The following is a 22584-nucleotide window of genomic DNA, read 5'->3' as shown; positions in this document are numbered from 1 at the left end:
CTGTCAGGGCGCGAGGACGACCGAGCGGGTGAGGTGACGCGGCCGGTCGGGATCGAGGCCGCGCGCCGCGGCGACGGCGACGGCGAGGCGCTGGGCCCGGACCAGTTCGGCGAGCGGGTCGAGACGTCCCTCGATCCACGACCCGCCGGTGGCGCGGACCTGTCGGTCCAGCCCGTCGGGTGCCGTCCCGAGCATCCAGGTGATCGTGCCCGGGCCGGCGATGCTGATGGGACCGTGCCGGTACTCCATCGCCGGATAGGCCTCGGTCCAGGACAGTGACGCCTCGCGCATCTTCAGTCCGGCCTCGTTCGCCAGTCCGACCGTCCAGCCGCGCCCCAGGAAGGTGAACTGCGTGCACGCGACGAGCTCCGGAGGCAAGGGAGTCGACAGCGCGGTACGTGCGTCGGTGACGGCCGTCTCGGTGTGCAGGCCGAGGTGGGCGCGGAGCAGAGTGAGCGCGCTGGTCGCGAACCGGGTCTGCACGACGGACCGTTCGTCCGCGAAGTCCAGTACGGCGACGTCGTCGGCGGCCGACATCACGGGGGCCTCCGGGTCGGCGGTGACCGCGGTCGTGCGCACACTCCCCCGCAGCCGCTCGAGCAGTCGGAGTACTTCGGTGGTGGTGCCGGACCGGGTGAGGGCGATGACACGGTCGTAGCGGCGTCCGTGCGGGAACTCGGACGCGGCGAAGGCGTCCGTCTCGCCCGCGCCCGCGCCCTCGCGCAGGGCGGCCACGGCCTGCGCCATGAAGTACGAGGTGCCGCAGCCGACGATCGCGACCCGCTCCCCCGGCGCCGGAAGCACCGCGCCGTACCGTCCCGCCTCCTCGGCTGCCCGTGCCCAGCACTCGGGCTGGCTGCTCAGCTCGTCCTCGACATGGGTCACGCGCGCCCCTCCCGAAGATTTTTGCATTTTCCTGCAAGATAGAAGCATCTTTCGAGCAGAATCAAGCATGGTGACCGAATCGGACCGCGTCAGGGTCGCGGAGTCGCCGGGGAACGGAGGCCGCCGATGTCGCGCGACGCCCGCTGGAAGGCGCTGCTGGAACTGCTCGTCGAGCGTGGCCGCCTGGAGGTCGAGGAGGCGGCGGCCGAGCTGGGCGTGTCGCCCGCCACGATCCGCCGGGACTTCGACCGGCTCGCGGAGCAGCAGATGCTGGTGCGCACACGCGGCGGTGCGGTGGTGCACGGGGTGTCGTACGAACTGCCGCTGCGCTACAAGACGGCCCGCCGCGCGTCCGAGAAGCAGCGCATCGCCAAGGCGGTGGCAGACCTCGTCGCGCCGGGTGAGGCGGTGGGACTGACCGGCGGTACGACCACCACGGAGGTGGCCCGCGCGCTCGCCGTGCGCGGCGACCTGACCTCCGCCTCCCCGGCGCTGACCGTCGTGACCAACGCGCTCAACATCGCGGGCGAGCTCGTCGTACGGCCCCAGTTCAAGATCGTGGTGACCGGCGGGGTGGCCCGCCCGCAGTCGTACGAACTCGTCGGCCCGCTCGCCGACGGCGTGCTGGGGCAGATCACCCTGGACCTGGCGGTCCTCGGGGTGGTGGCCTTCGACGTCGCGCACGGTGCGGCGGCGCACGACGAGGCCGAGGCCGCGATCAACCGGCTGCTGTGCGAACGCGCGCAGCGGGTGGTCGTCGCCGCCGACTCCAGCAAGCTGGGCCGACGGGCCTTCGCCCGTATCTGCGCGGCCGAGGCGGTGGACACGCTGGTCACGGACACGGCCGTGGGACAGGACATGGTCCGCCGGCTTGAGGAGGCGGGGGTACGGGTCGTCGCCGTGTGACCCCGCATTCCGCGGGCGGATCCACCAGGGCCGTCAGATCCCGCTGTGGTCCGCGCTGACGAACCCGGCACCCCGCTGGTCGTTGCAGCCGACCGCCGGCCGGTACGTGCCCGGGTCCGGCCAGGTCTGCTGGGCCTGCAGGGCGACGCTCACCAGCGTCAGCAGCAGGTCGACGTCGCTCGCGGCGTCGAGGCGGATGGTCACCCACTGCGAACCCGGGACGATGCGGATCGCCCCGGAGCCCTTGAGGTTCTTGGAGAAGTGCCGGATGGCGCGGGCTGTCAGGCGCAGGTCGACGTCCCGGTCGGAGTGGAAGTGGGCGATCTCGCCCCCGGCCGAACTCACCGCCTGCCCCAGGCCGCAGCTCGGCGCCGCCTGTCTCAGGTCCGGCCAGGTCGCCAGTTGCGCGAAAGCGCGCGAGGCCAACGTCATGGGCCCATCATGACGCGCTTACTCTCCCGCAACCAGCTCGTGAGCAAGCATTAACCGGACTGTATCGGCCAGTTGTCCGCACTCAGGCCGTACGTCCAGCACAAAGAAATGCCCACTGATAAGACAAATCGCCCGTATTCCTGTGTGTGCGGCGCGGCCGGGGACCCGTCAGTCCCCGGCCTGCCGGGCCGGGTCAGGGCTTCACGGGCTTGCCGTGTCCCCAGCCCCAGGCGAGCCGGTCGGCGCCGGACTGGTTGGTGGTCTCCAGCCAGGGCCGGGAGGCGTCGCCGATCAGCGTCTGCATCGAGTAGGTGTCGTCGGTGCGCAGACCCGGCCAGTAGACGGAGCCCATGCCGAGCTTGCGGAACGTGTCGGTGTCGGCCTGGATGAAGTTGACGAAGTTGTTGTCCGGAGCCGGGTGGTCGTAGTCGAGGCCCGTGGTCATCGGGGCGCCGAACTCGTCGGCCACGGTCCGGCTCGCGCAGTCGCCGAGACGCTCCTTGAGGTCGGACACCCACTGGTCGTAGGTGGCGTAGTCCTTCCAGAACCCGTAGTGGTGCAGCGACAGGTAGGTCCCCTTGAGGCGCGGGTCGGCGCAGACGGAGGTGACGTGGTCGTTGTAGCCGGCGCCGCTGACGAAGACCCGGTTGCGCGGGACGGAGGGGTAGGTGGCGAGCCACTTCGCGGCTATGTCGGCCCACTGGGTGTCGGTGTAGCCGTGCGGCTCGTTCATCGGTTCGAAGTAGACCCGCGAGTTGTCCTTGTAGGCCTTCACCACCGTGTCCCACATCGGCCAGTAGGTGGCGGTGTCGTCGATGAAGCCGTCCTTGTTGGCGCCCGTGCCCTCCCAGTAGGAGACGATGACCTTGAAGCCCTTGGCCGTCGCCGCGTCGATGACCCCGCGGTAGGACTTCCAGTACGCGCCGCCCACGGTGTACGGGTTGATGGGCAGCCGGACGGTGTTGGCGTCGAGGTTGGCGCGGAACGCCGAGATGATCCGGCTCGCCTTGGCGTAGGTCTGGGCGTAGGTGTCGGAGGTCGACAGGCCGGACAGCTGCAGGTAGTCGTCGGCGTAGTTGTCGCGCGGGTCCGCCCAGTTGACGCCCCGGAACTGGCCCGTACCGGTCGGGGCGGCCGAGGCGGGGCTGCCGACCAGGGTCGCACCGCCGACCGCGGCGATCGCGACCGCCGCACAGGCGGCACGCAGTCGGGGGGTGAGGCGGTTGCTGGTGGGGGTCTTGCTCATCGACGTGCCCTTTCCGGAGATGGCGTCTCAGCGCCTCGCATGTTTACGTAAACATGACCTGCCGTCGTGGGGGATGTTTACGTAAACTCGGCGGCGCCGGAATCGTGGCATCCGCCTCAGCGGCCGTCAAGATTTCTCACGCGTAACATCCGGTGCATTGCGCAACAGACCCCGGGGGCGGGGAACGGGTCGAGGAGGCACGAGTGGTCGAGCGGGGCGGCTCCGGTGTTCCGGGCGGGCGTCGGAAGCAGCGAGTGTCCATGGCCGACGTCGCCAAGCTCGCGGGTGTCTCCTCCCAGACGGTCTCCCGGGTGTCGAACGGCCATCCCGGGGTGATCGGCTCGACCCGGGAGCAGGTGCTCGCGGCGATGCGGGAACTGGGCTACCGGCCCAACAGCGCGGCCCGCGCCCTGAGGTACGGGCAGTTCAACACCATCGGCGTGATCCTCTTCAGCCTGTCCTCGACGGGCAACAGCCGTACGGTGGAGGCGATCGCCACGCAGGCGGCGGCCGAGGGGTACGCCATCACGCTGATCCCCATCGACGTCCCCACCCAGGACAACGTGCTCGGGGCCTTCACCCGGATGGGAGAGCTGGCCGTCGACGCCGTCATCGTCATCATGGAGATCCATCTCCTCGACACCGGCACGGTGCAACTGCCGCCGGGCGTGCACGTCGTCGTCGTGGACTCCGACGCCGGCGACCGCTACGGCGTGGTCGACACCGACCAGGCCGACGGCGCCCGGAAGGCCGTCCGGCACCTGCTCGACCTGGGCCACCGGACCGTGTGGCACCTCACGGGACCGGAGACGTCCTTCGCCGCCCAGCGCCGCACCCAGGCCTGGCGCGCGGCACTGGAGGAGGCCGGACGCCCCGTACCGCCGCCGATGCACGGCGACTGGTCGGCCGAGTCGGGCTACGCGGCCGGCCTCGCCCTCGCCCAGCACCCGGAGTGCACCGCGGTGTTCGCCTCCAACGACCAGATGGCCCTCGGCCTGCTCCGTGCCTTCCACGAACGCGGCCGCTCCGTGCCCGGGGACATCAGCGTCGTCGGCTTCGACGACATCCCCGACGCCGCGTTCTTCGTGCCGCCTCTCACCACCGTGCACCAGGACTTCGCCGAGGTGGGCCGCCGCTGCGTCCGCAAGGCGCTGGAGCAGATACGCACCGGTGGGGGTTCGCGGCCGGGGACCGACCTGGTGCCGGCGACTCTGGTGGTCCGGCGGAGTACGGGAACGGCGCCGCCGAGGTGACGGGAAGGCCCGTCACAGGACGTCGGCGAGGCGGTCCACCTGGTCCGGGTCGAGGCCGTAGCAGTAGAGCATCACCTCGTCGGCGCCGAGATCGGTGAAGGCGGCGACGGCCTCGCGGATCTCGGCGGGCGTGGTGAGCATGCCGGCCACCATCCGCTCGGGCATGCCGGTGAAGGTGTAGTACGCGTGCATGGCGGCCCGGGCTTCGCGCACCACGTCCTCGGAGCCCAGCGCGACGTTGACCTGCGCGACGATACGCGGTTCGCCGTCGCGGCCGTACTCCTGCCAGAACCTGCGGGCGGTGTCGAACAGGCCGCCCGCCCAGGAGGGGGCCGCGGCGGCGAGGAAGCCGTCACCCCAGCGCGCGACGCGTTCGATCGCGGCGGGCTTGAAGCCGCCGAAGAGCACCTCGGGACCGCCGGACCGGGCGGGCGCGGGACCGATCGGGCCGATGCCGTCGCCGTACGGTTCACCGGACCACAGACGGCGCATCACCGCCATCTGCTCGTCGAGGCGCCGGCCCCGGGTGCGTATGTCGGTGCCCGTGACCTGGTGGTCGTCGTCCCGGCCGCCGACGCCCAGGCCGAGGACCAGACGGCCACCGGTCATCCGGTCCAGGGTCGCGGCCTGCTTGGCGAGCAGGGCGGTGTCGCGCAGCGGGGCGAGCAGCACCTCGGTCTGGACGCGGATGCGGGAGGTGGCACCCGCTAGGACGGCGAGCGCGACCAGGGGCTCCGGGTTGTCGTAGACCATCCGGTCGAGCAGACCGAGCGTGCTGAAGGGCCCGGCGTCGGCGCGCTGGGCCCAGGTGATCAGGGTGGCGGGGTCACCGATGGGCAGGCCGATACCGACGTTCATGGGGAAACCTCCGAAGGGAAGGGTCGACGAAGACTGCTGCCGCCCCTCCGGCACCTCAGCGAGGTGGGACGCTCCGCTCTGCGGCGTGCTTCTGGGAACGTCACTTCGAAGTGGCCTCACCCTAAGGCGAGTTGATTCGGCGGGACAAGCCGATATCGGCGAACCCGCGCGAGGACGGTCCGGCGCGCTCCGCAGCCCTCCACGGAAGCCCTTGCCCGGCCTCGGCCACCCCCCTACCCTGCGTTTGTGCCGCAAATAAACAAAACCCGATCGCACAACGCAGTGCCGGGAGACGGCGACCCGCTCACGCGACTCCGCATCATCCTGACCGTCTTCTTCGCCCTGGACGGCTTCATCTTCGCCGGGTGGGTGGTCAGGATCCCCGCCATCAAGCACCAGGCCCATGCCTCGGCCGGTGCCCTGGGGCTCGCTCTCCTCGGGGTGTCGGCCGGGGCGGTCGTCACGATGATGCTCATCGGGCGCCTGTGCCGCCGCTACGGCAGCCACCCCGTCACCGTGGTGTGCGCCGTGCTGCTCTCCCTCAGCGTCGCGCTGCCCCCGCTGGTCCACTCGGCGCCCGCGCTCGGGGCCGTACTGGTGGTGTTCGGGGCGGCGTACGGCGGCATCAACGTCGCCTTCAACAGCGCCGCCGTCGACCTGGTGGCCGCGCTGCGGCGACCGGTGATGCCCACCTTCCACGCCGCGTTCAGCCTGGGCGGCATGCTCGGCGCCGGTCTCGGCGGGCTGGTCGCGGGATCCCTCTCCCCCGCCCGCCATCTGCTGGGCCTGGCCCTGGTCGGGCTGCTGGTCACAGCCGTGGCAGGGCGTGCGCTGCTGCGGCACGAGTCCCCGGTGCGGCATGCCGTCCGGGCTCCGGAGGATCGCCCGCCGCGCGATGACGGCACCCGGCGGCACCTTCATCGCCCCGACCGCCGTACCCGCGCACTCGTCGCCGTCTTCGGGCTGATCGCCCTGTGCACCGCGTACGGCGAGGGAGCCATGGCCGACTGGGGCGCCCTCCATCTCGAACAGGACCTCGACGCCTCGGCCGGGGTCGCGGCGGTCGGTTATTCCTGCTTCGCGCTCGCCATGACCCTCGGCCGGCTGACGGGTACGACCCTCCTGGAACGCCTCGGCCGGACCCGGACCGTGATCGCCGGAGGCGGCACCGCGGCCGCCGGGATGCTGCTGGGGTCACTCGCCCCCGCCGTCTGGGCGGCGCTGATCGGCTTCGCCGTCACCGGACTGGGGCTCGCCAACCTGTTCCCGGTCGCCGTGGAACGCGCGGGCAGCCTGGCCGGCCCCTCCGGCGTCGCCGCCGTCTCCACCCTCGGCTACGGCGGCATGCTCCTCGGGCCGCCCGCGATCGGCTTCATGGCCGACTGGTTCTCGCTGCCCACCGCGCTGACGAGCGTGGCCGTACTGGCGGCCGTGGCGGCGCTGATCGGCCTGACGGCGGCCCGGTGGGCGGATGACTGCCGCCCGGTCGGCGGTCGGACGCGACACGACCCCGGTGCCGGAACCAGTACGCGCGCCGTGTGACGGATCACGGCCGGCCTCGCTCAGAGAACGCCAAGCCGGACGCCGGTCAGATGACAGCTGACGTCCCACAGCCGGGCCGCGACCGAGAGGTCGCAGAGGTGGCTCCACAACGGTTCGCAGCGGGGCTTGCCGCGCAAGGAGAACATCCGCGGGCCCCAGACCTGCCCTCCGCGCACGGACGGGTCGAGCGCCGCTCGCACCACCGGCCACGCCCCGGCGTCCTTGCCCTGGACGACGAGAGCGGCGGGTGCCGCACGCAGGCCCTCGCCGAGGGTGCGCACATGGACCGGCGGCCGCGACGGAGTGAGGGAGTCCAGGGCGCCGCCCGGGTGCGCCACGACGCTCGTCACCGTGCTGCCGACGGCGCGCAGGCGGCGGTCGAGTTCGAGGCCGAAGTACATCTGCGCCAGCTTGGAACGCCCGTAGGCGCGCCCCGGCCGGTAGTCCCGCCGGGACTGGAGGTCGTCGAGGTCGAGCCGTTCGGACTTCGCGGCGAAACTGCCCACGGTCACGACACGGGCCGCCGGCGCGGCCGAGAGCAGCGGCATCAGACGGTGGGTGAGCGCGAAGTGCCCGAGGTGGTTCGTGCCGAACATGAGCTCGTGACCGTCGGCGGTCTCCCTGCGCGGCGGGGCGTCGAGCGCCACCCCGGCGTTGTGGACCACCGCGTCCAGGCGGTCCGTGTCCAGGGAGGCCACCGCCGCTTCGAGTGAAGACAGGTCGGCGAGGTCCAGCCGTACGGCACTCAGCCGTGCGCCGGGCACACGCGCGCGGATCGCGGCCATGGCGACTTCGGCCCGCGCGGGCTCACGGCTGCCCAGCACCACGGTGGCTCCGGTCGCCGACAACTGCTCGGCGGTGAAGTACCCGATGCCGGCGTTGCCGCCGGTGACCAGGACGACCCTGCCGTCGGCGCGGGGCGGACGCCGTACGTCCCAGGGGGCGGCGGAGGATTCGGACGGCATGGCGCAGGCTCCCTTGTTGCTGGGGACGGGGTCGAGGACGCTCCCGGGGAGCGCGCTCGCCGCCCACACTCCCGGCGTCCACCGACACATCGCCTACGGATCACCGACAGCCCGCGCGGACGGCGAACCGAGGCGGCGGGCGGGAGCGAAATACGGTGCCGTTCCGCCCGGCCCGTCCGGCACACTCGCCCCATGGACACAGCCGACTACCTACACGTCCTCGACCACGAGGGCCGTCTGCTCGCCACGGCCGCCGTCAAGGCGGGGACCGATGCGAAGGTGCCGACCTGCCCGGGGTGGCAGGTGCGGGACCTGCTGCGGCACACGGGCGCGGTGCACCACTGGGCGGCGGGGTTCGTCGCCGGTGGACTCTCCGAGCCGCGTCCGCTGGGGGACGGCCCCGATCTCGACGGGGACGAGCTGGTGAGCTGGTACCTCGACAGTCACCGGCGACTCGTCGGGACGCTGGCCGCCGCGCCGCCCGATGTGGCGTGCTGGACCTTTCATCCGGCGCCGTGCGCCTCACCGTTGGCCTTCTGGACGCGGCGGCAGGCGCACGAGACGACCGTGCACCGGTACGACGCGGAGTCGGCGGCCGGGGGCACGGCGTCCCGGATCGCCACCGACTTCGCCGTGGACGGCGTCGACGAGCTGCTGCGCGGATTCCACGCCCGGCCGAGGAGCGGGGTCCGGACCGACCGGCCGCGTGTTCTGCGGGTGCGGGCCCTGGACGCGGACGCGGTGTGGACCGTACGGCTGTCCGACCGGCCGCCCGTCGCCGTCCTCGGCGAGTCGGGCGACGCGGAGGCCGAACTGGCCGGTCCGGCCGATCAGTTGTACCTGGCGCTGTGGAACCGGCTGTCCGTGCCCAGGGTGACCGGCGACGCCGGGCTCGCCACCCTCTGGCGCGAGACCTCAGCGATCGGCTGAGTCGGTCAGCATCCGGGTCAGCACCGCGCGCTGCACCGGCCGTACCTCGCCGTGCAGCGCGCGCCCCTTCTCGGTGAGGGTCACGCGGACGCCCCGCCGGTCCTCGGCGCACATGGCCCGCTGCAGGAGCCCGTCCTTCTCCAGGCGGGCGATCAGGCGGGACAGAGCGCTCTGGCTGAGGTGGATGCGGTCCGCGATCTCCTGCACGCGATAGGTGCAGCCGCCGTCCGCCGCGGAGCCCTCGGAGAGCAGGTCGAGCACCTCGAAGTCGCTGGCGCACAGGCCGTGTCCGTGGAGGGCACGGTCGAGTTCGCACTGGGTGCGGGCGTGCAGCGCCAGGATGTCCCGCCACTGGTTCACGAGCTCCTGCTCGGCCTTCTTCGCCGCCATGAGCGCACGTTAGCAGAGAAACCCATTTGTTGCATCGTAATTAAATGCGTTTGCATCTCATGCATGCGCATGTAGCCTCTCCGGCATGACCTCTCCGCTCACCACCCCCGCGGTCCCGTCCCCGGCGGTCCGCTGGACCCCCCGGCTGTGGGGCACCCTGCTGGTGCTCTGCGCCGCGATGTTCCTGGACGCGCTCGATGTGTCGATGGTCGGCGTGGCCCTGCCCTCCATCGGCTCCGACCTCCATCTGTCCACGTCGACGCTGCAATGGATCGTCAGCGGCTACATCCTGGGTTACGGCGGGTTGCTCCTGCTCGGCGGCCGCACCGCCGACCTCCTCGGCCGGCGCCAGGTCTTCCTGGTCGCCCTGGGCGTGTTCGCGATCGCCTCGCTGCTCGGCGGACTGGTCGACTCGGGGCCGCTGCTGATCGCCAGCCGCTTCGTCAAGGGGCTGAGCGCCGCGTTCACCGCACCGGCGGGCCTGTCGATCATCACCACGACCTTCGCCGAGGGGCCGCTGCGCAACCGCGCCCTGTCGATCTACACCACCTGCGCGGCCACCGGCTTCTCCATGGGCCTGGTGCTCTCCGGCCTGCTCACCGAGGCCAGTTGGCGCCTCACCATGCTGCTGCCCGCGCCCATCGCACTGCTCGCGCTGCTCGCCGGACTGAAACTGCTGCCGCGCAGCACCCGCGAGAAGGACCACAACGGGTACGACATCCCCGGCGCCGTCCTCGGCACCGCCTCGATGCTCCTGCTGGTCTTCACCGTGGTGCAGGCACCGCAGGCCGGCTGGGCGTCGGCCCGTACCCTGCTGTCCTTCCTGGCGGTCGCGGCGCTGCTGACCGTGTTCGTCGTCGTCGAGCGGCGCTCGCCCGGCCCCCTGATCCGTCTGGGTGTGCTGGGCTCGGGGCAGCAGGTGCGGGCCCAGCTCGGGGCGATGGCGTTCTTCGGCAGCTACGTCGGCTTCCAGTTCCTGGTCACCCTGTACATGCAGTCCCTGCTCGGCTGGTCGGCGCTGCACACGGCGCTCGCCTTCCTGCCCGCCGGTGCGCTGGTCGCGGTGTCCTCGACGAAGGTCGGTTCGATCGTCGACCGGTTCGGCACCACGCGGCTGATCGCGGCGGGCTTCGCGCTGATGGTCGCCGGGTACGCCCTGTTCCTGCGCGTCGATCTCGACCCGGTGTACGCGGTGGTGATCCTGCCGTCGATGCTGCTGATCGGAGCCGCCTGCGCGCTGGTCTTCCCCTCGCTCAACATCCAGGCCACCAACGGGGTCGAGGACCACGAGCAGGGCATGGTCTCCGGGCTGCTCAACACCTCGGTCCAGGTGGGCGGCGCGATCTTCCTGGCCGTCGTCACGGCCGTGATCACCGCCCGCGCCCCGGCCCACGCCACCCCGCGGGCCGTGCTCGACAGCTACCGTCCGGGGCTGCTCGTGGTGACGGGCATCGCCCTCGCCGGGCTCCTGATCACCCTCACGGGACTGCGTGGCCATCGGGTCCCGCAGCGGACCGTCGTGGTCGCCGGGTCCACCGTGGAGAGGGAGGCGGACGCGGAGCGCGTGGCGGTCCGCGACTGACGGGGAACGCCTCCTCGCGTGCGCCCGGCCGGAGTTGGTTGCTCCGCCGGGCGCACGCCTGTGAAACTGGGCGGATGGACGGGTACGGGGGACGACGGAACAAGAGCGAGCAGGACGCCTGGACCGTCGAGATCGGGTACGCGCTGCTCAGCGCGGTGTTGGTGGCGGGGGTCGCCTTCGGAGCCGTCGGTGGGCCGGCCCTCCTCTTCGATCTGCCGCGCATGCTCTCGACGGTGCTGCTGCGCGTCGGCGGCACGCTGGCGGCCCTCGCCTTCGTCGCCCGGGTGGTGGGTGTGCTGGTGAGCTTCGGGCAGCGTGCTCAGCCCAGCCAGCCCGGTCGCACCAGCCCGGACTCGTAGGCCAGCACCACCAGTTGGGCCCGGTCCCGGGCTCCCAGCTTGACCATCGTGCGGCTCACATGGGTCTTCGCGGTGAGCGGGCTGACCACCAGGCGGCGGGCGATCTCCTCGTTGGACAGGCCGATGCCGACCAGCGCCATCACCTCCCGTTCCCGCTCGGTGAGCGCGGCGAGGGCGTCCGCTGCCGCGGGCTCCTTGGAACGGGCCGCGAACTCGGCGATCAGCCGGCGGGTGACGCCGGGCGACAGCAGCGCGTCGCCGTCGACCACGGCCCTCACGGCGCGCAGGAGTTCGTCCGGCTCGGTGTCCTTGACCAGGAACCCGGAGGCACCCGAGCGGATCGCCTCGAAGACGTACTCGTCGAGTTCGAAGGTGGTGAGCATGACCACCTTGACGTCCTTCAGGCCCGCGTCGCCGGTGATCCGGCGGGTCGCGGCCAGGCCGTCCAGCAGCGGCATGCGGATGTCCATGAGGACGACGTCCGGGCGCAGTGCGCGGACCCTGCCGAGGGCCTCCTCGCCGTCCGCCGCCTCCCCGACCACCTCGATGTCCGGCTGCGCGTCGAGCAGCGCCCTGAAACCGGCCCGCACCAGCGACTGGTCGTCGGCGAGCAGTACCCGGATCACTGGCCCTCCCTGGGGTACGCAGGCAGTACGGCGAGCACCCGGAAGCCGCCGTCGGGGCGCGGGCCCGCCTCGATCGTGCCACCCAGCGCGGCGGCCCGCTCCCGCATTCCGGCGAGCCCGTTGCCGCTGCCGCCCGCCTGCGCACCGGTCGGGGGGCCGTCGTCGTCGATCTCCAGCCGCACCACGTCACCGTCGTGCCCGAGGCGTACGCGCGCGTGCCGCGAGACGGAATGGCGTACGACGTTGGTGAGCGCCTCCTGGACGATCCGGAAGGCGGCGAGGTCGGCGCCGGGCGGCAGGCGCGGCGGCTCGCCCTCGACCTCGACCTCGACGGTGAGGCCCGCGCTCGCCGCCTGTTCCACCAGTTCCGGCAGCCGGTCCAGGCCGGGTGCCGGGGCGCGGGGGGCGTCTCCGGGCGCGCGCAGGGTGGCGAGGACTTGGCGCACCTCGCCGAGCGCCTCCTTGCTGGCGTCCTTGATGGTGCTGAGCGCCGCCCGCGCCTGCTCCGGGTCGCTGTCCAGGAGTGCGAGGCCCACGCCGGCCTGCACGTTGATCACGGAGATGCTGTGCGCCAGGACGTCGTGCAGTTCCCGGGCGATGCGCAACCGCTCCTCGTCCGCGCGTCTTTGGGCCGCCTGGGCCCGGTCGGCGCGCTCCCGGGCCCACTGCTCGCGCCGTACCCGGGCCAGTTCCGACAGTGCGAGGACGGCCAGCACCCAGGCGGCGACGACGACCTCCGGGCCGATGCCCGTTCCCTTGTCGTGCGGCGGTGGAAGCAGGCGGTAGAGCCAGAGCGCGACCAGGACGTGCCCGGCCCACAGCAGCCCCAGGGACGCCCAGGCGGCACGGCGGTGTCCGGTGACGACCGCGCTGAAGCAGCTCACGACGACCGCCAGGTACACCGGCCCGTTGGGGTAACCGGCGGCCAGGTAGACCAGTGCGGCCGTGGCGGTGCCGAACGCCACGGCCACCGGGTGCCGCTGCCGCCACAGCAGCAGGCCCGAGGCCACGAGCAGCAGCACCCGCCCGGGGACGCCGAGCGGCTCGCGGCCCGGCTGCTGGTGCTCGGCGAAGCCGGAGCCGACCAGCACGAAGACGGTGAACAGCACGGTGGAGCGCCACGGCCAGTGCGCGCCCGGGACTTCGGTGCCGTCCGGGCCGTGCCACCGGCCGGACCACGGTCCCGGGCCGTGCCACCGGCCGGGCCACGGTCCCGGGCCGTGCCATCGGCCGGACCACGGTCCCGGCCGCTCCCTTCGGCCGGGCCGGAGCCGCCGCCCGCGCTGCTCTTCCATGACCGCCACGCTAGACGCCGGCCGGGCGGGCGGGCGTCCGCCGGGCGTGGTGATCACACGTACTCCCCGGGAAGTACGGCGCCCCGCCGTGCGGGGACCTACCTCAGCCCCACTCCGTGCGCCAGCCCGGTCGCCGCGTGCCGGAAGAAGGGCTCCCGGTCCTCGACCACCCGGTGGAACTGCCCGAACAGTTCGAACCCGACCAGGCCGAACAACTGCGCCCAGGCCGCCACCAGCGCGGTCGCCGCCTCGGGAGGAAGGTCGGGGGCGAAGTCGGCGACCATGCGTTCGGCTTCGGGGCGCAGTTCGGCGGGGAGCGAGAGACCGGCGAGGCCGGGTCCCTGGTGGGCGTCCCGGACGATGCCGATGAGTACGAGGCCCACGCGGGCGGCGGCGCGGACGGTGGTCTGGGGGGCGGAGTAGCCGGGGACGGGCGAGCCGTAGATCAGCGCGTACTCGTGCGGGTGGGCCAGAGCCCAGCCGCGCACCGCTTCGCAGACCGCCGTCCAGCGGGCCACGGGAGCGGCGTCGGAGGCGGCGGCGTCGGCCTGCTCGGCGGCCTCGCCGAGGGAGTCGTAGGCGTCGATGATGAGCGCGGTCAGCAGGTCGTCGCGGCTGGGGAAGTAGCGGTAGAGCGCGGAGGAGACCATGCCGAGTTCCCGGGCCACCGCGCGCAGGGAGAGCTTGGCGGCGCCCTCGGCGGCGAGTTGTCTGCGCGCCGCGTCCTTGATGGCCGCGGTGACTTCGATCCTGGCCCGCGCACGGGCGCCCTTTGCGGTGCTCATGAGGAACAGTCTGCCACGGTGGAGAGCACTGCACACAAGAGAGAGCAGTGCTCTTGCCAAGGTGGCCGGTCTCGTGCAGACTCCTCCTAAAGCGAGAGCACCGCTCTCCCACATGCAGGGGGTCTCATGTCCACGCACGTCAAGAAGCCCGGCTGGTTCACCGTCAACGTCTTCAACCGCTTCGTCGCATGGCTGACCCGTCGCGGCATCAGCGTGTGGGGCTCCCGGGTCCTGGCGGTCCGCGGCCGCAAGAGCGGCGAGTGGCGGACCACCCCGGTGAACCTGCTGACCGTGGACGGGCGGCAGTACCTGCTCGCCCCGCGCGGCCACGTCCAGTGGACACACAACATGCGCGCGGCCGGCGGCGGCGAACTGCACCTGGGCAAGAACGTGGACGTGTTCACCGCGGAAGAGGTCGCCGACGAGGAGAAGGTCCCGCTCCTGCGCGCCTACCTCAAGCGCTGGAAGGCCGAGGTCGGGGTCTTCTTCGATGGAGTCGGCCCCGACTCCCCCGATGACGACATGCGCCGCATAGCCCCCGACCACCCGGTGTTCAGGATCACCGTCAAGAGCTGACGGTGTCACCCGGGGCCGGGTTCCGCCGGTCCAGCGCGGTCAGGGCGCGCTGGGCCATCGGATGCGTGCGGACGAGCTCGCCCAGCGACGTGGATCCCTGCGTGATGTCCTTGAAGGCCTTCCACGCGGGCCGGATGCCGGTGAGGGCCATGTGGAACAGACCGGGCCGGCGCTCGAACGCCGCCAGCATCCGCTTGCCGACGCTCATCTCGACGCCGAGCCCCGCCTTGATCGCGAACGCGTAGTTCAGGGCCTGCCGGCGGGCGTCCACGGCGTCGTGCGCCTCGGCGATCCGGACCGCCCACTCCCCCGCGAGCCGCCCCGACCGCAGGGCGAAGGAGATGCCCTCGCGGGTCCACGGCTCCAGCAGCCCGGCCGCGTCCCCGCACACAAGGACCCGGCCGCGCGAGAGCGGGGAGTCGTCGGCGCGGCAGCGCGTCAGGTGCCCGGAGGAGATGCTCGGCTCGAAGCCGGCGAGCCCGAGGCGGGCGACGAAGTCCTCCAGGTACCGCTTGGTGGCGGCGCCTTCGCCGCGGGCCGAGATCACCCCGACGGTCAGCGTGTCGCCCTTGGGGAAGACCCACCCGTAACTGCCGGGCATCGGCCCCCAGTCGATGAGGACCCGCCCCTTCCAGTCCTCGGCCACCGTCTCCGGCACCGGGATCTCCGCCTCCAGGCCCAGGTCGACCTGGTCCAGCTTCACCCCGACGTGCGCGCCTATGCGGCTGGCGCTGCCGTCGGCGCCGACCACCGCGCGCGCGAGCAGTGTCTCGCCGCCCTGCAGGACGACGGCGACCGTACGGCGGTCCGGCACCGCCGAGCCGTGCTGCTCGACCCGTGTCACGGTGACGCCCGTGCGCAGCTCGGCGCCCGCCTTCTGGGCGTGGTCGACCAGCTGCTGGTCGAACTCGGGCCGGTTGATCAGCCCGAACAGCATCTGCTTGGAGCGGCGGGTACGGGTGAAACGCCCGTTGTTCGAGAAGGTGACCGCGTGCACCCGGTCCAGCAGCGGCAGCTCGAAGCCGGGCGGCAGGGCGTCGCGCGACGGGCCGATGATGCCGCCGCCGCAGGTCTTGTAGCGGGGCAGTTCCGCCTTCTCCAGCAGCAGCACGCGTCGTCCCGCGACCGCCGCCGCGTAGGCGGCCGAGGCCCCCGCGGGTCCCGCGCCCACCACGACGACGTCCCACACCCGCTGCACGTCGTCGTCCGCCGAAGAGTTCTCGCCGCTCACGATGGTCCGCTGCTCCGATCAAGCCGTCTGCCGCACCTGTCCCCCGCATCCTACGGCGCACGTCGCCGCAGGCCACTGTGGGAGGATCGGTGCACTCGCAGGTACAACGTCGCACCCACAAGGAGCGTGCCCATGTCGTCGAATCCGCTCGCCGGGACCGTCGCGGCCCTGATGCCCAGGGCGAGGGCGGAGCTCACCGAGCTGGTGGCCTTCAGGTCGGTCGCGGACTTCGACCAGTTCCCCCGCAGCGAGAGCGAGGGCGCCGCGAACTGGGTCGCCGACGCGCTGCGCGCCGAGGGCTTCGAGGACGTGGCCCTGCTCGACACCCCGGACGGCACCCAGTCGGTGTACGGGTACCTGCCGGGCCCGGAGGGCGCCAAAACGGTTCTGCTCTACGCGCACTACGACGTGCAGCCGCCGCTGGACGAGGCCGCCTGGGTCACCCCGCCCTTCGAGCTGACCGAGCGCGACGGCCGCTGGTACGGCCGCGGGGCCGCCGACTGCAAGGGCGGTGTGATCATGCACCTGCTCGCGCTGCGCGCCCTGAAGGCGAACGGCGGTGTGCCCGTGCACGTCAAGGTGATCGCCGAGGGCTCGGAGGAGCAGGGCACCGGCGGTCTGGAGCGGTACGCCGAGCAGCACCCCGAGCTGCTGGCGGCCGACACGATCGTCATCGGCGACGCCGGCAACTTCCGCGTCGGTCTGCCGACGGTCACCACGACCCTGCGCGGGATGACGATGGTCCGTGTGCAGATCGACACCCTCGAGGGCAATCTGCACTCCGGCCAGTTCGGCGGCGCCGCCCCGGACGCGCTGGCCGCGCTGATCCGGGTCCTGGACTCGCTGCGCGCCGAGGACGGCTCGACCACCGTCGACGGACTCGAGTCCGAGAGCCGCTGGGAAGGCCTCCAGTACGACGAGGAGCAGTTCCGTGCCGACGCCAAGGTGCTCGACGGGGTCGGCCTGATCGGTGACGGCACGGTCGCCGACCGCATCTGGGCCAAGCCGGCCGTGACCGTGATCGGCATCGACTGCCCGCCGGTCGTCGGCGCCACCCCGTCCGTGCAGGCCCGCGCCCGCGCCCTGCTCAGCCTGCGGGTGCCGCCGGGCGTGGACGCCGCCGAGGCGACCAAGCTGCTCCAGGCCCACGTGGAGGCGCACACTCCGTGGGGCGCGCGGGTGAGCTTCGAGCAGGTCGGCCAGGGCCAGGCCTTCCGCGCCGACACCGCCAGCCCCGCGTACCGGGCGATGGCCGACGCGATGGCGGTCGCCTACCCGGGCCAGGAGATGCAGTACGCCGGGCAGGGCGGTTCCATCCCGCTGTGCAGCACCCTCGCGGCCCTCTACCCGCGGGCCGAGATCCTGCTCATCGGCCTGAGCGAGCCGGAGGCCCAGATCCACGCGGCCAACGAGAGCGTCTCGCCGGAGGAGTTGGAGCGTCTGGCGGTGGCGGAGGCGCACTTCCTCACGCTGTACGCGGCGGGCTGAACCGCTCTGCCCACGGCAGAGGGCCCTCGCCCCCGGGCGGGGGCCCTTCCTACGGTCGGCGCATGGACGTCATCGAGCTCTCCCCTCGCCTGCACCTGCTGCGCTTCCCGGTCGGCCAGGCTTATCTCTGGCGCGACGGCGAGGAGTTGACGCTGATCGACGCCGGGGCGCCCGGCGCCGGCGCGGCGATCGCCGACGCGGTCACCGCGCTCGGGCCCAAGCCGTCGGCCCTACGGCGGATAGTGCTGACCCACTTCCACTGGGACCACGCAGGCGCGGCGGGTGAGTTGGCCGCCCTGACCGGCGCCGAGGTGCTGGCGCACGGCCTGGACGCACCGGTCGTCCGTGGGGAAGCCGAAGGCCCCCCACCGGTGTTCGAGGACTGGGAGCGGCCGATCCACGCCGAAGCCCTCACACACCTGCCACCGGATGAGCCGGTCGCCCCGGGACACGTCACCGAACTCGCCGACGGCGACGTCCTCGACTTCGGCGGCGGCGCCCGAATCGTCCACGCCCCCGGGCACACCCACGGCAGCATCGCCGTCCATCTCCCCCGGCACGGAGTGCTGTTCACGGGGGACGCGGTGGCGGCGGCACCGGGCACGGGGGCGGTGATGCTCGGCGTCCTCAACCTCGACCGGGCGCGGACAGTCGCCTCCTTCCACCGGCTGGCGGACCTCGACACGGACGTGGCCTGCTTCGGTCACGGTGATCCGGTTCTCGGGCGGGCATCGGCGATCCTGCGCAAAGCGGCGGACACGTGCGGTATGCCTGGCCGACCATGGCGGTGTGCCCCTCCCCGCACGCCTCGCCGTCCACACCGGGATCGCCACTCCCCTGAGCCTTCTCAGTGACCGGCAACTGGCCGAACGGGTGGCGGCCGGCACAGCGCTGGGCACCGGGATCGGCGGAAGAGCCGTGCGGATCACGGTCGAGGGCAACGAGGTCTTCGTGAAGCGGGTGCCGCTGACCGACCTGGAGCGGCGGCCCGACCACGTACGGTCCACGGCGAACCTCTTCGGCCTGCCGCCGCAGCTCCACTACGGGATCGGCGCCGTCGGCAGTCCCGGCTTCGGCGCCTGGCGGGAACTCGCGCTGCACACGATGACGACGAACTGGGTGCGGCCGGGCACTTCCCGGGCTTCCCGCTGCTGCACCACTGGCGGGTGCTGCCCGACACCGCGCCGCCCCTGCCGGACGAACTGGCGGACCTGCAGCGGGCCGTCGCCTACTGGGGCGGTGGCGAGGGCGTCGCCGATCGCATCGACGGCCTGCGCTCGGCCTCCGCGAGCCTGACCCTGTTCCTGGAGCACATTCCGCACACCCTGCACGACTGGCTCGACGCCCGGCTGCACACCGGATCGGCCGACGCAGCGTGCACCATGGCGGCGGGCCTGGCGGAGCTCACGGACTTCCTCCACGAGCACCGGCTCCTCCACATGGACGCCCACTTCCGCAACATCCTCACCGACGGGCGCCGGCTCTACCTCGCCGACTACGGCCTCTCCCTCAGCTCCCGGTTCCGGCTCGCCGAGGACGAACGCGGTTTCTTCGACCGGCACCGTGGCTACTACCGCGCCTACACCACGTACCAGTATCGCCAAATCGGCGTATGTTCGCCGGAACGTCAGCCGACCGGGACACCCGCCTCCAGATACAGCGCCGCACCGCGCTCCCGCGCCCGCAGCGCCCAGCGCAGCCGCTCGTAGCGGACGGGCGGCAGCATGTCGGCGGCCTCCTGCTCGGTGGCGAAACGCCAGTCGCGCAGCTCGGGTCCCGGCAGCAGCAGCCGTCCGGCCTCGGCGGAGTCCAGCCGCCCGCCGTCGAACAGGAACCGCAGCCCGCCGTACCCGGGGGGCACCGGCCGCTCCCAGTCCACGACGAGCAACCGCGGTACCTCGTCCAGCCTTATCCCCGTCTCCTCCGCCACCTCGCGCATGCCGGCCCGGGCGGGTGCCTCGCCGGGTTCGACCACCCCGCCGGGGAACTCCCATCCGGCCTTGTAGGTGGGGTCGACCAGCAGTACCCGGTCCCGCTCGTCGAAGAGCAGGACGCCCGCGGCGAGGGTCGCCGCGGTGGGCTCCGGGGTCTGCACGATGTCGCAGACCGGCACCTCCCCGCCGCCCACGGCCTCGGCGAGACGGACGGCCGTCTCGTACGGGGTGAGGGCGCTGGTGTCGACGGGATGGGCGTCGACGCTGAGCCACGTGGCCAGGGCCGCGCGATAGGGCTCGATGTGGTCGTACGACCACTGCCTTACCCGCATCTCGCCGTCGGCGAGGTCCGGGGGGACCTCCCGCCCCGCTATTCGCTTACGCAGGATCGTTTCGGCCGGGGCGAGGAGGATGTGTCGCACAGCGATACGGCGGGCGGCGAGACCACCGAAGATCTCGTCGCGGTACTCCTGGCGCAGCAGGGTCATCGGAACCACGAGGGTCCCGCCGAGCTCGGCGAGCATCGCGGCCGCCGTGTCGATCACGAGCCGTCGCCAGATCGGCAGGTCCTGGAAGTCGCCGACCTCGGCGAGGCGCTTGGGCGGCAGCAGGTGCGTGAGCGCTGCGCCGATGACCTCGGGGTCGAAGAGCGCACTGTTCGGGATCAGCTCGATCAGTTCCCGTGCGGTCGTGGTCTTCCCCGCACCGAAAGCGCCGTTGATCCAGACGACGGTCACGGGCTCCCCCTCTTCTGTTGGCCCCCTGTGGCTTGCCCGCTCCACACTGCCACGGAAACCACCGCCAGTAGAGGGCGCGATGCCGCCGCCCCGCCGGACGGGACGACGGCACCGCGCGGTACGAGCGGGCCGGACTACTGCTGGGACGGGGCTTCGTCGTCCGGGGCGGAGCCTTCGCCGATGCCCTTCTCCGCCGTGCCGAGGGTGTGGGAGACGTGCGGGTCCCCATGGACGTCGTGATCCGCTGCGGGCGACGGGGTGATGGCGGCCACCACGAACCCGGTGGCGAGGGAGGCGATGGCGAGCATGCTGCGCTTCTTCATGCCCGGATCAACTGCGCAGCGGGGCCGGGAGTCACGCCGGATCCGGACCATCCCGGTCGAAACGACGGCGACGGCCACATCGTGCGGCTACCTTGTCACCATCAGTGCGCCGGCGCATCGGAGGGGAAGGTCGGTGCCGTGGTGAGGGGACGGGCGCACGTATGAGGGATCCGGACACCCACCCGGCGCAGCCGCAGTCCGATCGGTCGGATCAACGGGGTCACCCGGAGGCCCACGCCTTCGCCTACGACGCGTTCATCTCCTACAGCACGGCCGCCGACGGCGATTTGGCCGCAACGCTCCAACACCACGTCGAACGCATGGGTCTGCCGGCTTACCGGCGCCGACGGCTGCGGCTGTTCCGCGACTTCACCAGTCTGTCCGCGGACGCGGACGCCCAGCGGGTGATCGAGGAGGCGCTCGCCCGCTCCCGGCGCTTCATCCTGCTCCTGTCCCCCGAGGCCAGCCGGTCGAAGTGGGTGGGCAGGGAAGTGCAGTGGTGGCGTGAGAACCGGTCTACCAGCGACATGATCCTCGTCCTCACCGCGGGCACGATCCGCTGGAACGACACCTCGCAAGACTGGGACTGGACCGACGACACGCCTCTTCCGCAGGCGCTGCGGGGTGCGTTCACCGCGGAACCGCTGTGGGTCGACCTGTCGGGCCAGAAGTCCCCGGAGGGACGGCTCAGCCGAGCCCAGCGCGACCGGGCCCGGACAGAGTTGCTGAACGGATGCGCAACCATCGCGGCGCCCCTGCGCTCGATGGACAAGGACGTTCTGTACGGGGACCACATAGTGCAGCTGCGCCGGGCGCGCCAGTTCCTCGTCGGCGGCATCGCCGTACTGTCGGTCCTTCTCGTTCTCGCTGGGCGGTGCCGTCGGGAGCGGCGGTCAGTGTGGCGACCGACCTCGCATGGTGCCCCGGTGCTGGTCTGTTCAAGCGGGCATCCGGGTGTACGCCCTCGGTTTCGCGGAACTGGCCGGTGTCCGGGATCCCGAGCTCATGCTCGGTGACATGCGCGGCGAAGGGGCGATCCCCAGTCCTTCGTCCGGGCGGGACCGAAGAGCGCAGTTCAGGGACTGAAGGCTCCTGCTCGCCCCTGTCAGACCCCCGCCGCCGTAGCGTCCGGTTCGCGGGCCAGTACGGCCGCGGCGGCGCCCACGAGGCCGGCGTCCGTGCCCATCTGGGCGGGGGTCACGGTGAGGCCCTGGACGAAGGAGAGGGTCGCGTAGCCGGCGAGGGCCTTGCGCAGCGGCGCGAAGAGGATGTCGCCCGCCTTGCCCACACCGCCGCCGATCACCGCGACGTCGATCTCGACGAGGGTCGCGGTGGCCGCGATCCCGGCGGCCAGCGCCTGTGCCGCGCGTTCGAAGGAGGCCACGGCGACCGGGTCGCCGGCCCGGGCGGCGGCGGCAACCGCAGCGGCCGAGGCGTCGCCGTCCGGGCCCGGCCGCCAGCCGTTCTCGAGCGCGCGCCGCGCGATGTTCGGGCCGCTCGCGATGCGCTCCACACAGCCGCGGGAGCCGCACGGGCACGGGTCGCCGTCGAGGTCGACGCTGATGTGGCCGATATGGCCCGCGTTCCCGGTCGGGCCGGGGTGCAGCCGCCCGCCCAGCACCAGGCCGCCGCCGACGCCGGTGGAGACCACCATGCACAGCGCGTTGTCATGGCCCCGGGCGGCACCCTGCCAGTGCTCGGCCGCGGTGATCGCCACGCCGTCGCCGATCAGCTCCACGGACAGGCCTCCGGTGGCCGCCCGCACCCGGTCGACCAGCGGGAAGTCCCGCCAGCCCGGCACGTTCACCGGGCTGACCGTGCCGGTGGCGGCGTTCACCGGACCGGCGCTGCCGATACCGACGGCACTCGCACGCGCCCACAGGGGCGACCCGGTCAGCTCACCGAGCACCTTCTCCACGGCCCGCATCACGGTGTCGCCGTCCTCCCGGGCGGGCGTCGCGCGCTGCGCCCGCACCAGGATCTCGCCGTGGGCGTCCACCAGCGCTCCGGCGATCTTGGTGCCGCCGATGTCCAGCGCGGCCACGAGGTCGGTGTACATGAGTGTGATATCTCCCCATCAACCAGGTTAAGAAGGGCGGGCCGGTCACGGTGGGGGCGCGGGCCGGAGATTGCAGTGGACAGTCTCTCCCGGGCCTGACAACGTTGTCTAGGTTCTATGCTCGACGCCACATCCTCATACAAACCGATGAGCGACGCACTACCCCCGTGGAAAACAAGGAC

At 72.3% G+C, this 22584-nt stretch carries 24 protein-coding genes; 11 read left to right on the top strand and 13 right to left on the bottom strand.

Going from position 1 to position 22584, the window contains the following annotated elements; translation table 11 throughout:
- Positions 1-3: 3 nt before the first annotated feature.
- A complete protein-coding gene (locus ACFY0F_RS08340; protein ID WP_388790765.1) occupies positions 4-885 on the bottom strand; it encodes an SIS domain-containing protein in 882 nt (293 codons plus the stop codon).
- A gap of 126 nt (positions 886-1011) precedes the next feature.
- Here ACFY0F_RS08340 and ACFY0F_RS08335 point away from each other — a divergent pair, with 126 nt between their 5' ends.
- The gene (locus ACFY0F_RS08335) at positions 1012-1791 is read left to right on the top strand and encodes a DeoR/GlpR family DNA-binding transcription regulator (RefSeq protein ID WP_388790763.1); all 780 of its coding nucleotides are present in this window, start codon (positions 1012-1014) and stop codon (positions 1789-1791) included.
- A 33-nt stretch (positions 1792-1824) separates the two neighbouring features.
- On the opposite strand, the gene ACFY0F_RS08330 is transcribed toward ACFY0F_RS08335, so the two are convergent.
- On the bottom strand, positions 1825-2223 hold the full coding sequence (locus ACFY0F_RS08330) for a luciferase family protein (RefSeq protein WP_388790761.1): 399 nt from the start codon (positions 2221-2223) through the stop codon (positions 1825-1827).
- 193 nt (positions 2224-2416) lie between these two features.
- A complete protein-coding gene (locus ACFY0F_RS08325; protein ID WP_388790759.1) occupies positions 2417-3469 on the bottom strand; it encodes a glycoside hydrolase family 5 protein in 1053 nt (350 codons plus the stop codon).
- A 203-nt stretch (positions 3470-3672) separates the two neighbouring features.
- Here ACFY0F_RS08325 and ACFY0F_RS08320 point away from each other — a divergent pair, with 203 nt between their 5' ends.
- Positions 3673-4722 carry a LacI family DNA-binding transcriptional regulator gene (locus ACFY0F_RS08320; RefSeq protein WP_388790757.1) on the top strand — a complete coding sequence of 350 codons (1050 nt, stop codon included), beginning with the start codon at positions 3673-3675 and terminating at the stop codon, positions 4720-4722.
- Positions 4723-4734: 12 nt separating this feature from the next.
- Here the strand turns inward: ACFY0F_RS08320 and ACFY0F_RS08315 are convergent, their stop codons facing one another.
- Complete coding sequence (locus tag ACFY0F_RS08315; RefSeq protein ID WP_388790755.1) at positions 4735-5580, bottom strand: LLM class flavin-dependent oxidoreductase; 846 nt, start codon at positions 5578-5580, stop codon at positions 4735-4737.
- Positions 5581-5862: 282 nt separating this feature from the next.
- On the opposite strand from ACFY0F_RS08315, the gene ACFY0F_RS08310 reads away from it, so the two are divergent.
- On the top strand, positions 5863-7122 hold the full coding sequence (locus ACFY0F_RS08310; protein ID WP_388790753.1) for an MFS transporter: 1260 nt from the start codon (positions 5863-5865) through the stop codon (positions 7120-7122).
- Between the two features lie 20 nt (positions 7123-7142).
- On the opposite strand, the gene ACFY0F_RS08305 is transcribed toward ACFY0F_RS08310, so the two are convergent.
- Positions 7143-8087, bottom strand: a complete 945-nt coding sequence (locus tag ACFY0F_RS08305) for an SDR family NAD(P)-dependent oxidoreductase (RefSeq protein WP_388790751.1) — start codon at positions 8085-8087, stop codon at positions 7143-7145.
- A gap of 192 nt (positions 8088-8279) precedes the next feature.
- Between ACFY0F_RS08305 and ACFY0F_RS08300 the strand changes: the two genes are divergently transcribed.
- A complete protein-coding gene (locus ACFY0F_RS08300; protein WP_388790749.1) occupies positions 8280-9017 on the top strand; it encodes a maleylpyruvate isomerase family mycothiol-dependent enzyme in 738 nt (245 codons plus the stop codon).
- Here ACFY0F_RS08300 and ACFY0F_RS08295 read toward each other — a convergent pair.
- Positions 9003-9407, bottom strand: a complete 405-nt coding sequence (locus tag ACFY0F_RS08295; protein ID WP_388790747.1) for a MarR family winged helix-turn-helix transcriptional regulator — start codon at positions 9405-9407, stop codon at positions 9003-9005. The two genes, ACFY0F_RS08300 and ACFY0F_RS08295, sit on opposite strands and share 15 nt — an antisense overlap.
- 85 nt (positions 9408-9492) lie before the next feature.
- On the opposite strand from ACFY0F_RS08295, the gene ACFY0F_RS08290 reads away from it, so the two are divergent.
- Both ACFY0F_RS08290 and ACFY0F_RS08285 read left to right on the top strand, forming a co-directional pair.
- Positions 9493-10989: an MFS transporter gene (locus ACFY0F_RS08290; protein ID WP_388790744.1), complete on the top strand. Its 1497-nt coding sequence runs from the start codon at positions 9493-9495 to the stop codon at positions 10987-10989.
- Between the two features lie 74 nt (positions 10990-11063).
- Complete coding sequence (locus ACFY0F_RS08285) at positions 11064-11348, top strand: DUF6332 family protein (RefSeq protein WP_388790741.1); 285 nt, start codon at positions 11064-11066, stop codon at positions 11346-11348.
- On the opposite strand, the gene ACFY0F_RS08280 is transcribed toward ACFY0F_RS08285, so the two are convergent.
- The 3 genes from ACFY0F_RS08280 to ACFY0F_RS08270 form a co-directional block, all read right to left on the bottom strand.
- Entirely contained in the window at positions 11309-11974 is a 666-nt protein-coding gene (locus tag ACFY0F_RS08280) for a response regulator (protein ID WP_388790738.1), read from the bottom strand. The genes ACFY0F_RS08285 and ACFY0F_RS08280 overlap by 40 nt on opposite strands.
- The gene (locus ACFY0F_RS08275; RefSeq protein WP_388790736.1) at positions 11971-13269 is read right to left on the bottom strand and encodes a sensor histidine kinase; all 1299 of its coding nucleotides are present in this window, start codon (positions 13267-13269) and stop codon (positions 11971-11973) included. Before ACFY0F_RS08275 ends, ACFY0F_RS08280 begins: the two co-directional genes overlap by 4 nt.
- Before the next feature lie 98 nt (positions 13270-13367).
- On the bottom strand, positions 13368-14054 hold the full coding sequence (locus ACFY0F_RS08270; RefSeq protein WP_388790733.1) for a TetR/AcrR family transcriptional regulator: 687 nt from the start codon (positions 14052-14054) through the stop codon (positions 13368-13370).
- A 126-nt stretch (positions 14055-14180) separates the two neighbouring features.
- On the opposite strand from ACFY0F_RS08270, the gene ACFY0F_RS08265 reads away from it, so the two are divergent.
- Positions 14181-14630, top strand: a complete 450-nt coding sequence (locus ACFY0F_RS08265; protein ID WP_388790730.1) for a nitroreductase family deazaflavin-dependent oxidoreductase — start codon at positions 14181-14183, stop codon at positions 14628-14630.
- On the opposite strand, the gene ACFY0F_RS08260 is transcribed toward ACFY0F_RS08265, so the two are convergent.
- The gene (locus ACFY0F_RS08260) at positions 14620-15861 is read right to left on the bottom strand and encodes a geranylgeranyl reductase family protein (protein ID WP_388790727.1); all 1242 of its coding nucleotides are present in this window, start codon (positions 15859-15861) and stop codon (positions 14620-14622) included. The two genes, ACFY0F_RS08265 and ACFY0F_RS08260, sit on opposite strands and share 11 nt — an antisense overlap.
- Before the next feature lie 132 nt (positions 15862-15993).
- On the opposite strand from ACFY0F_RS08260, the gene ACFY0F_RS08255 reads away from it, so the two are divergent.
- From ACFY0F_RS08255 to ACFY0F_RS08245, 3 genes are all read left to right on the top strand, one after another.
- Positions 15994-17349, top strand: coding sequence for a dipeptidase (locus ACFY0F_RS08255; RefSeq protein ID WP_388790724.1), 1356 nt, complete (start codon positions 15994-15996; stop codon positions 17347-17349).
- Between the two features lie 62 nt (positions 17350-17411).
- On the top strand, positions 17412-18203 hold the full coding sequence (locus ACFY0F_RS08250; RefSeq protein ID WP_388790721.1) for an MBL fold metallo-hydrolase: 792 nt from the start codon (positions 17412-17414) through the stop codon (positions 18201-18203).
- A 312-nt stretch (positions 18204-18515) separates the two neighbouring features.
- On the top strand, positions 18516-19058 hold the full coding sequence (locus ACFY0F_RS08245; protein WP_388790719.1) for a hypothetical protein: 543 nt from the start codon (positions 18516-18518) through the stop codon (positions 19056-19058).
- Here ACFY0F_RS08245 and ACFY0F_RS08240 read toward each other — a convergent pair.
- On the bottom strand, positions 18977-20020 hold the full coding sequence (locus ACFY0F_RS08240; protein ID WP_388790716.1) for an NUDIX domain-containing protein: 1044 nt from the start codon (positions 20018-20020) through the stop codon (positions 18977-18979). The genes ACFY0F_RS08245 and ACFY0F_RS08240 overlap by 82 nt on opposite strands.
- A gap of 134 nt (positions 20021-20154) precedes the next feature.
- Positions 20155-20343 (bottom strand): hypothetical protein, encoded by a 189-nt coding sequence (locus tag ACFY0F_RS08235; protein ID WP_388790713.1) that lies wholly within the window; start codon positions 20341-20343, stop codon positions 20155-20157.
- Between the two features lie 161 nt (positions 20344-20504).
- On the opposite strand from ACFY0F_RS08235, the gene ACFY0F_RS08230 reads away from it, so the two are divergent.
- Positions 20505-21359, top strand: a complete 855-nt coding sequence (locus ACFY0F_RS08230; protein ID WP_388790710.1) for a toll/interleukin-1 receptor domain-containing protein — start codon at positions 20505-20507, stop codon at positions 21357-21359.
- 89 nt (positions 21360-21448) lie between these two features.
- On the opposite strand, the gene ACFY0F_RS08225 is transcribed toward ACFY0F_RS08230, so the two are convergent.
- Positions 21449-22402, bottom strand: a complete 954-nt coding sequence (locus tag ACFY0F_RS08225) for an ROK family protein (protein WP_388790708.1) — start codon at positions 22400-22402, stop codon at positions 21449-21451.
- Positions 22403-22584: the final 182 nt, after the last annotated feature.

Source organism: Streptomyces sp. NPDC001544 (genome assembly GCF_042894285.1).
In the GTDB taxonomy this organism is placed as follows: Bacteria; Actinomycetota; Actinomycetes; order Streptomycetales; family Streptomycetaceae; genus Streptomyces.
Note: the sequence above shows the minus strand (reverse complement) of the source record. Positions and strands in the feature narration are given on the sequence as shown.

Excerpts from the sequence above, each read along its gene's own strand:
- ACFY0F_RS08330 (WP_388790761.1), bottom strand. The coding sequence starts at position 2,223 with ATGACGTTGGCCTCGCGCGCTTTCGCGCAACTGGCGACCTGGCCGGAC.
- ACFY0F_RS08315 (WP_388790755.1), bottom strand. The coding sequence starts at position 5,580 with ATGAACGTCGGTATCGGCCTGCCCATCGGTGACCCCGCCACCCTGATC.
- ACFY0F_RS08300 (WP_388790749.1), top strand. The coding sequence starts at position 8,280 with ATGGACACAGCCGACTACCTACACGTCCTCGACCACGAGGGCCGTCTG.
- ACFY0F_RS08250 (WP_388790721.1), top strand. The coding sequence starts at position 17,412 with ATGGACGTCATCGAGCTCTCCCCTCGCCTGCACCTGCTGCGCTTCCCG.
- ACFY0F_RS08225 (WP_388790708.1), bottom strand. The coding sequence starts at position 22,402 with ATGTACACCGACCTCGTGGCCGCGCTGGACATCGGCGGCACCAAGATC.
- ACFY0F_RS08305 (WP_388790751.1), bottom strand. The coding sequence starts at position 8,087 with ATGCCGTCCGAATCCTCCGCCGCCCCCTGGGACGTACGGCGTCCGCCC.
- ACFY0F_RS08325 (WP_388790759.1), bottom strand. The coding sequence starts at position 3,469 with ATGAGCAAGACCCCCACCAGCAACCGCCTCACCCCCCGACTGCGTGCC.
- ACFY0F_RS08285 (WP_388790741.1), top strand. The coding sequence starts at position 11,064 with ATGGACGGGTACGGGGGACGACGGAACAAGAGCGAGCAGGACGCCTGG.
- ACFY0F_RS08255 (WP_388790724.1), top strand. The coding sequence starts at position 15,994 with ATGTCGTCGAATCCGCTCGCCGGGACCGTCGCGGCCCTGATGCCCAGG.
- ACFY0F_RS08335 (WP_388790763.1), top strand. The coding sequence starts at position 1,012 with ATGTCGCGCGACGCCCGCTGGAAGGCGCTGCTGGAACTGCTCGTCGAG.
- ACFY0F_RS08270 (WP_388790733.1), bottom strand. The coding sequence starts at position 14,054 with ATGAGCACCGCAAAGGGCGCCCGTGCGCGGGCCAGGATCGAAGTCACC.
- ACFY0F_RS08235 (WP_388790713.1), bottom strand. The coding sequence starts at position 20,343 with ATGAAGAAGCGCAGCATGCTCGCCATCGCCTCCCTCGCCACCGGGTTC.
- ACFY0F_RS08230 (WP_388790710.1), top strand. The coding sequence starts at position 20,505 with ATGAGGGATCCGGACACCCACCCGGCGCAGCCGCAGTCCGATCGGTCG.
- ACFY0F_RS08290 (WP_388790744.1), top strand. The coding sequence starts at position 9,493 with ATGACCTCTCCGCTCACCACCCCCGCGGTCCCGTCCCCGGCGGTCCGC.
- ACFY0F_RS08265 (WP_388790730.1), top strand. The coding sequence starts at position 14,181 with ATGTCCACGCACGTCAAGAAGCCCGGCTGGTTCACCGTCAACGTCTTC.
- ACFY0F_RS08275 (WP_388790736.1), bottom strand. The coding sequence starts at position 13,269 with ATGGAAGAGCAGCGCGGGCGGCGGCTCCGGCCCGGCCGAAGGGAGCGG.
- ACFY0F_RS08295 (WP_388790747.1), bottom strand. The coding sequence starts at position 9,407 with ATGGCGGCGAAGAAGGCCGAGCAGGAGCTCGTGAACCAGTGGCGGGAC.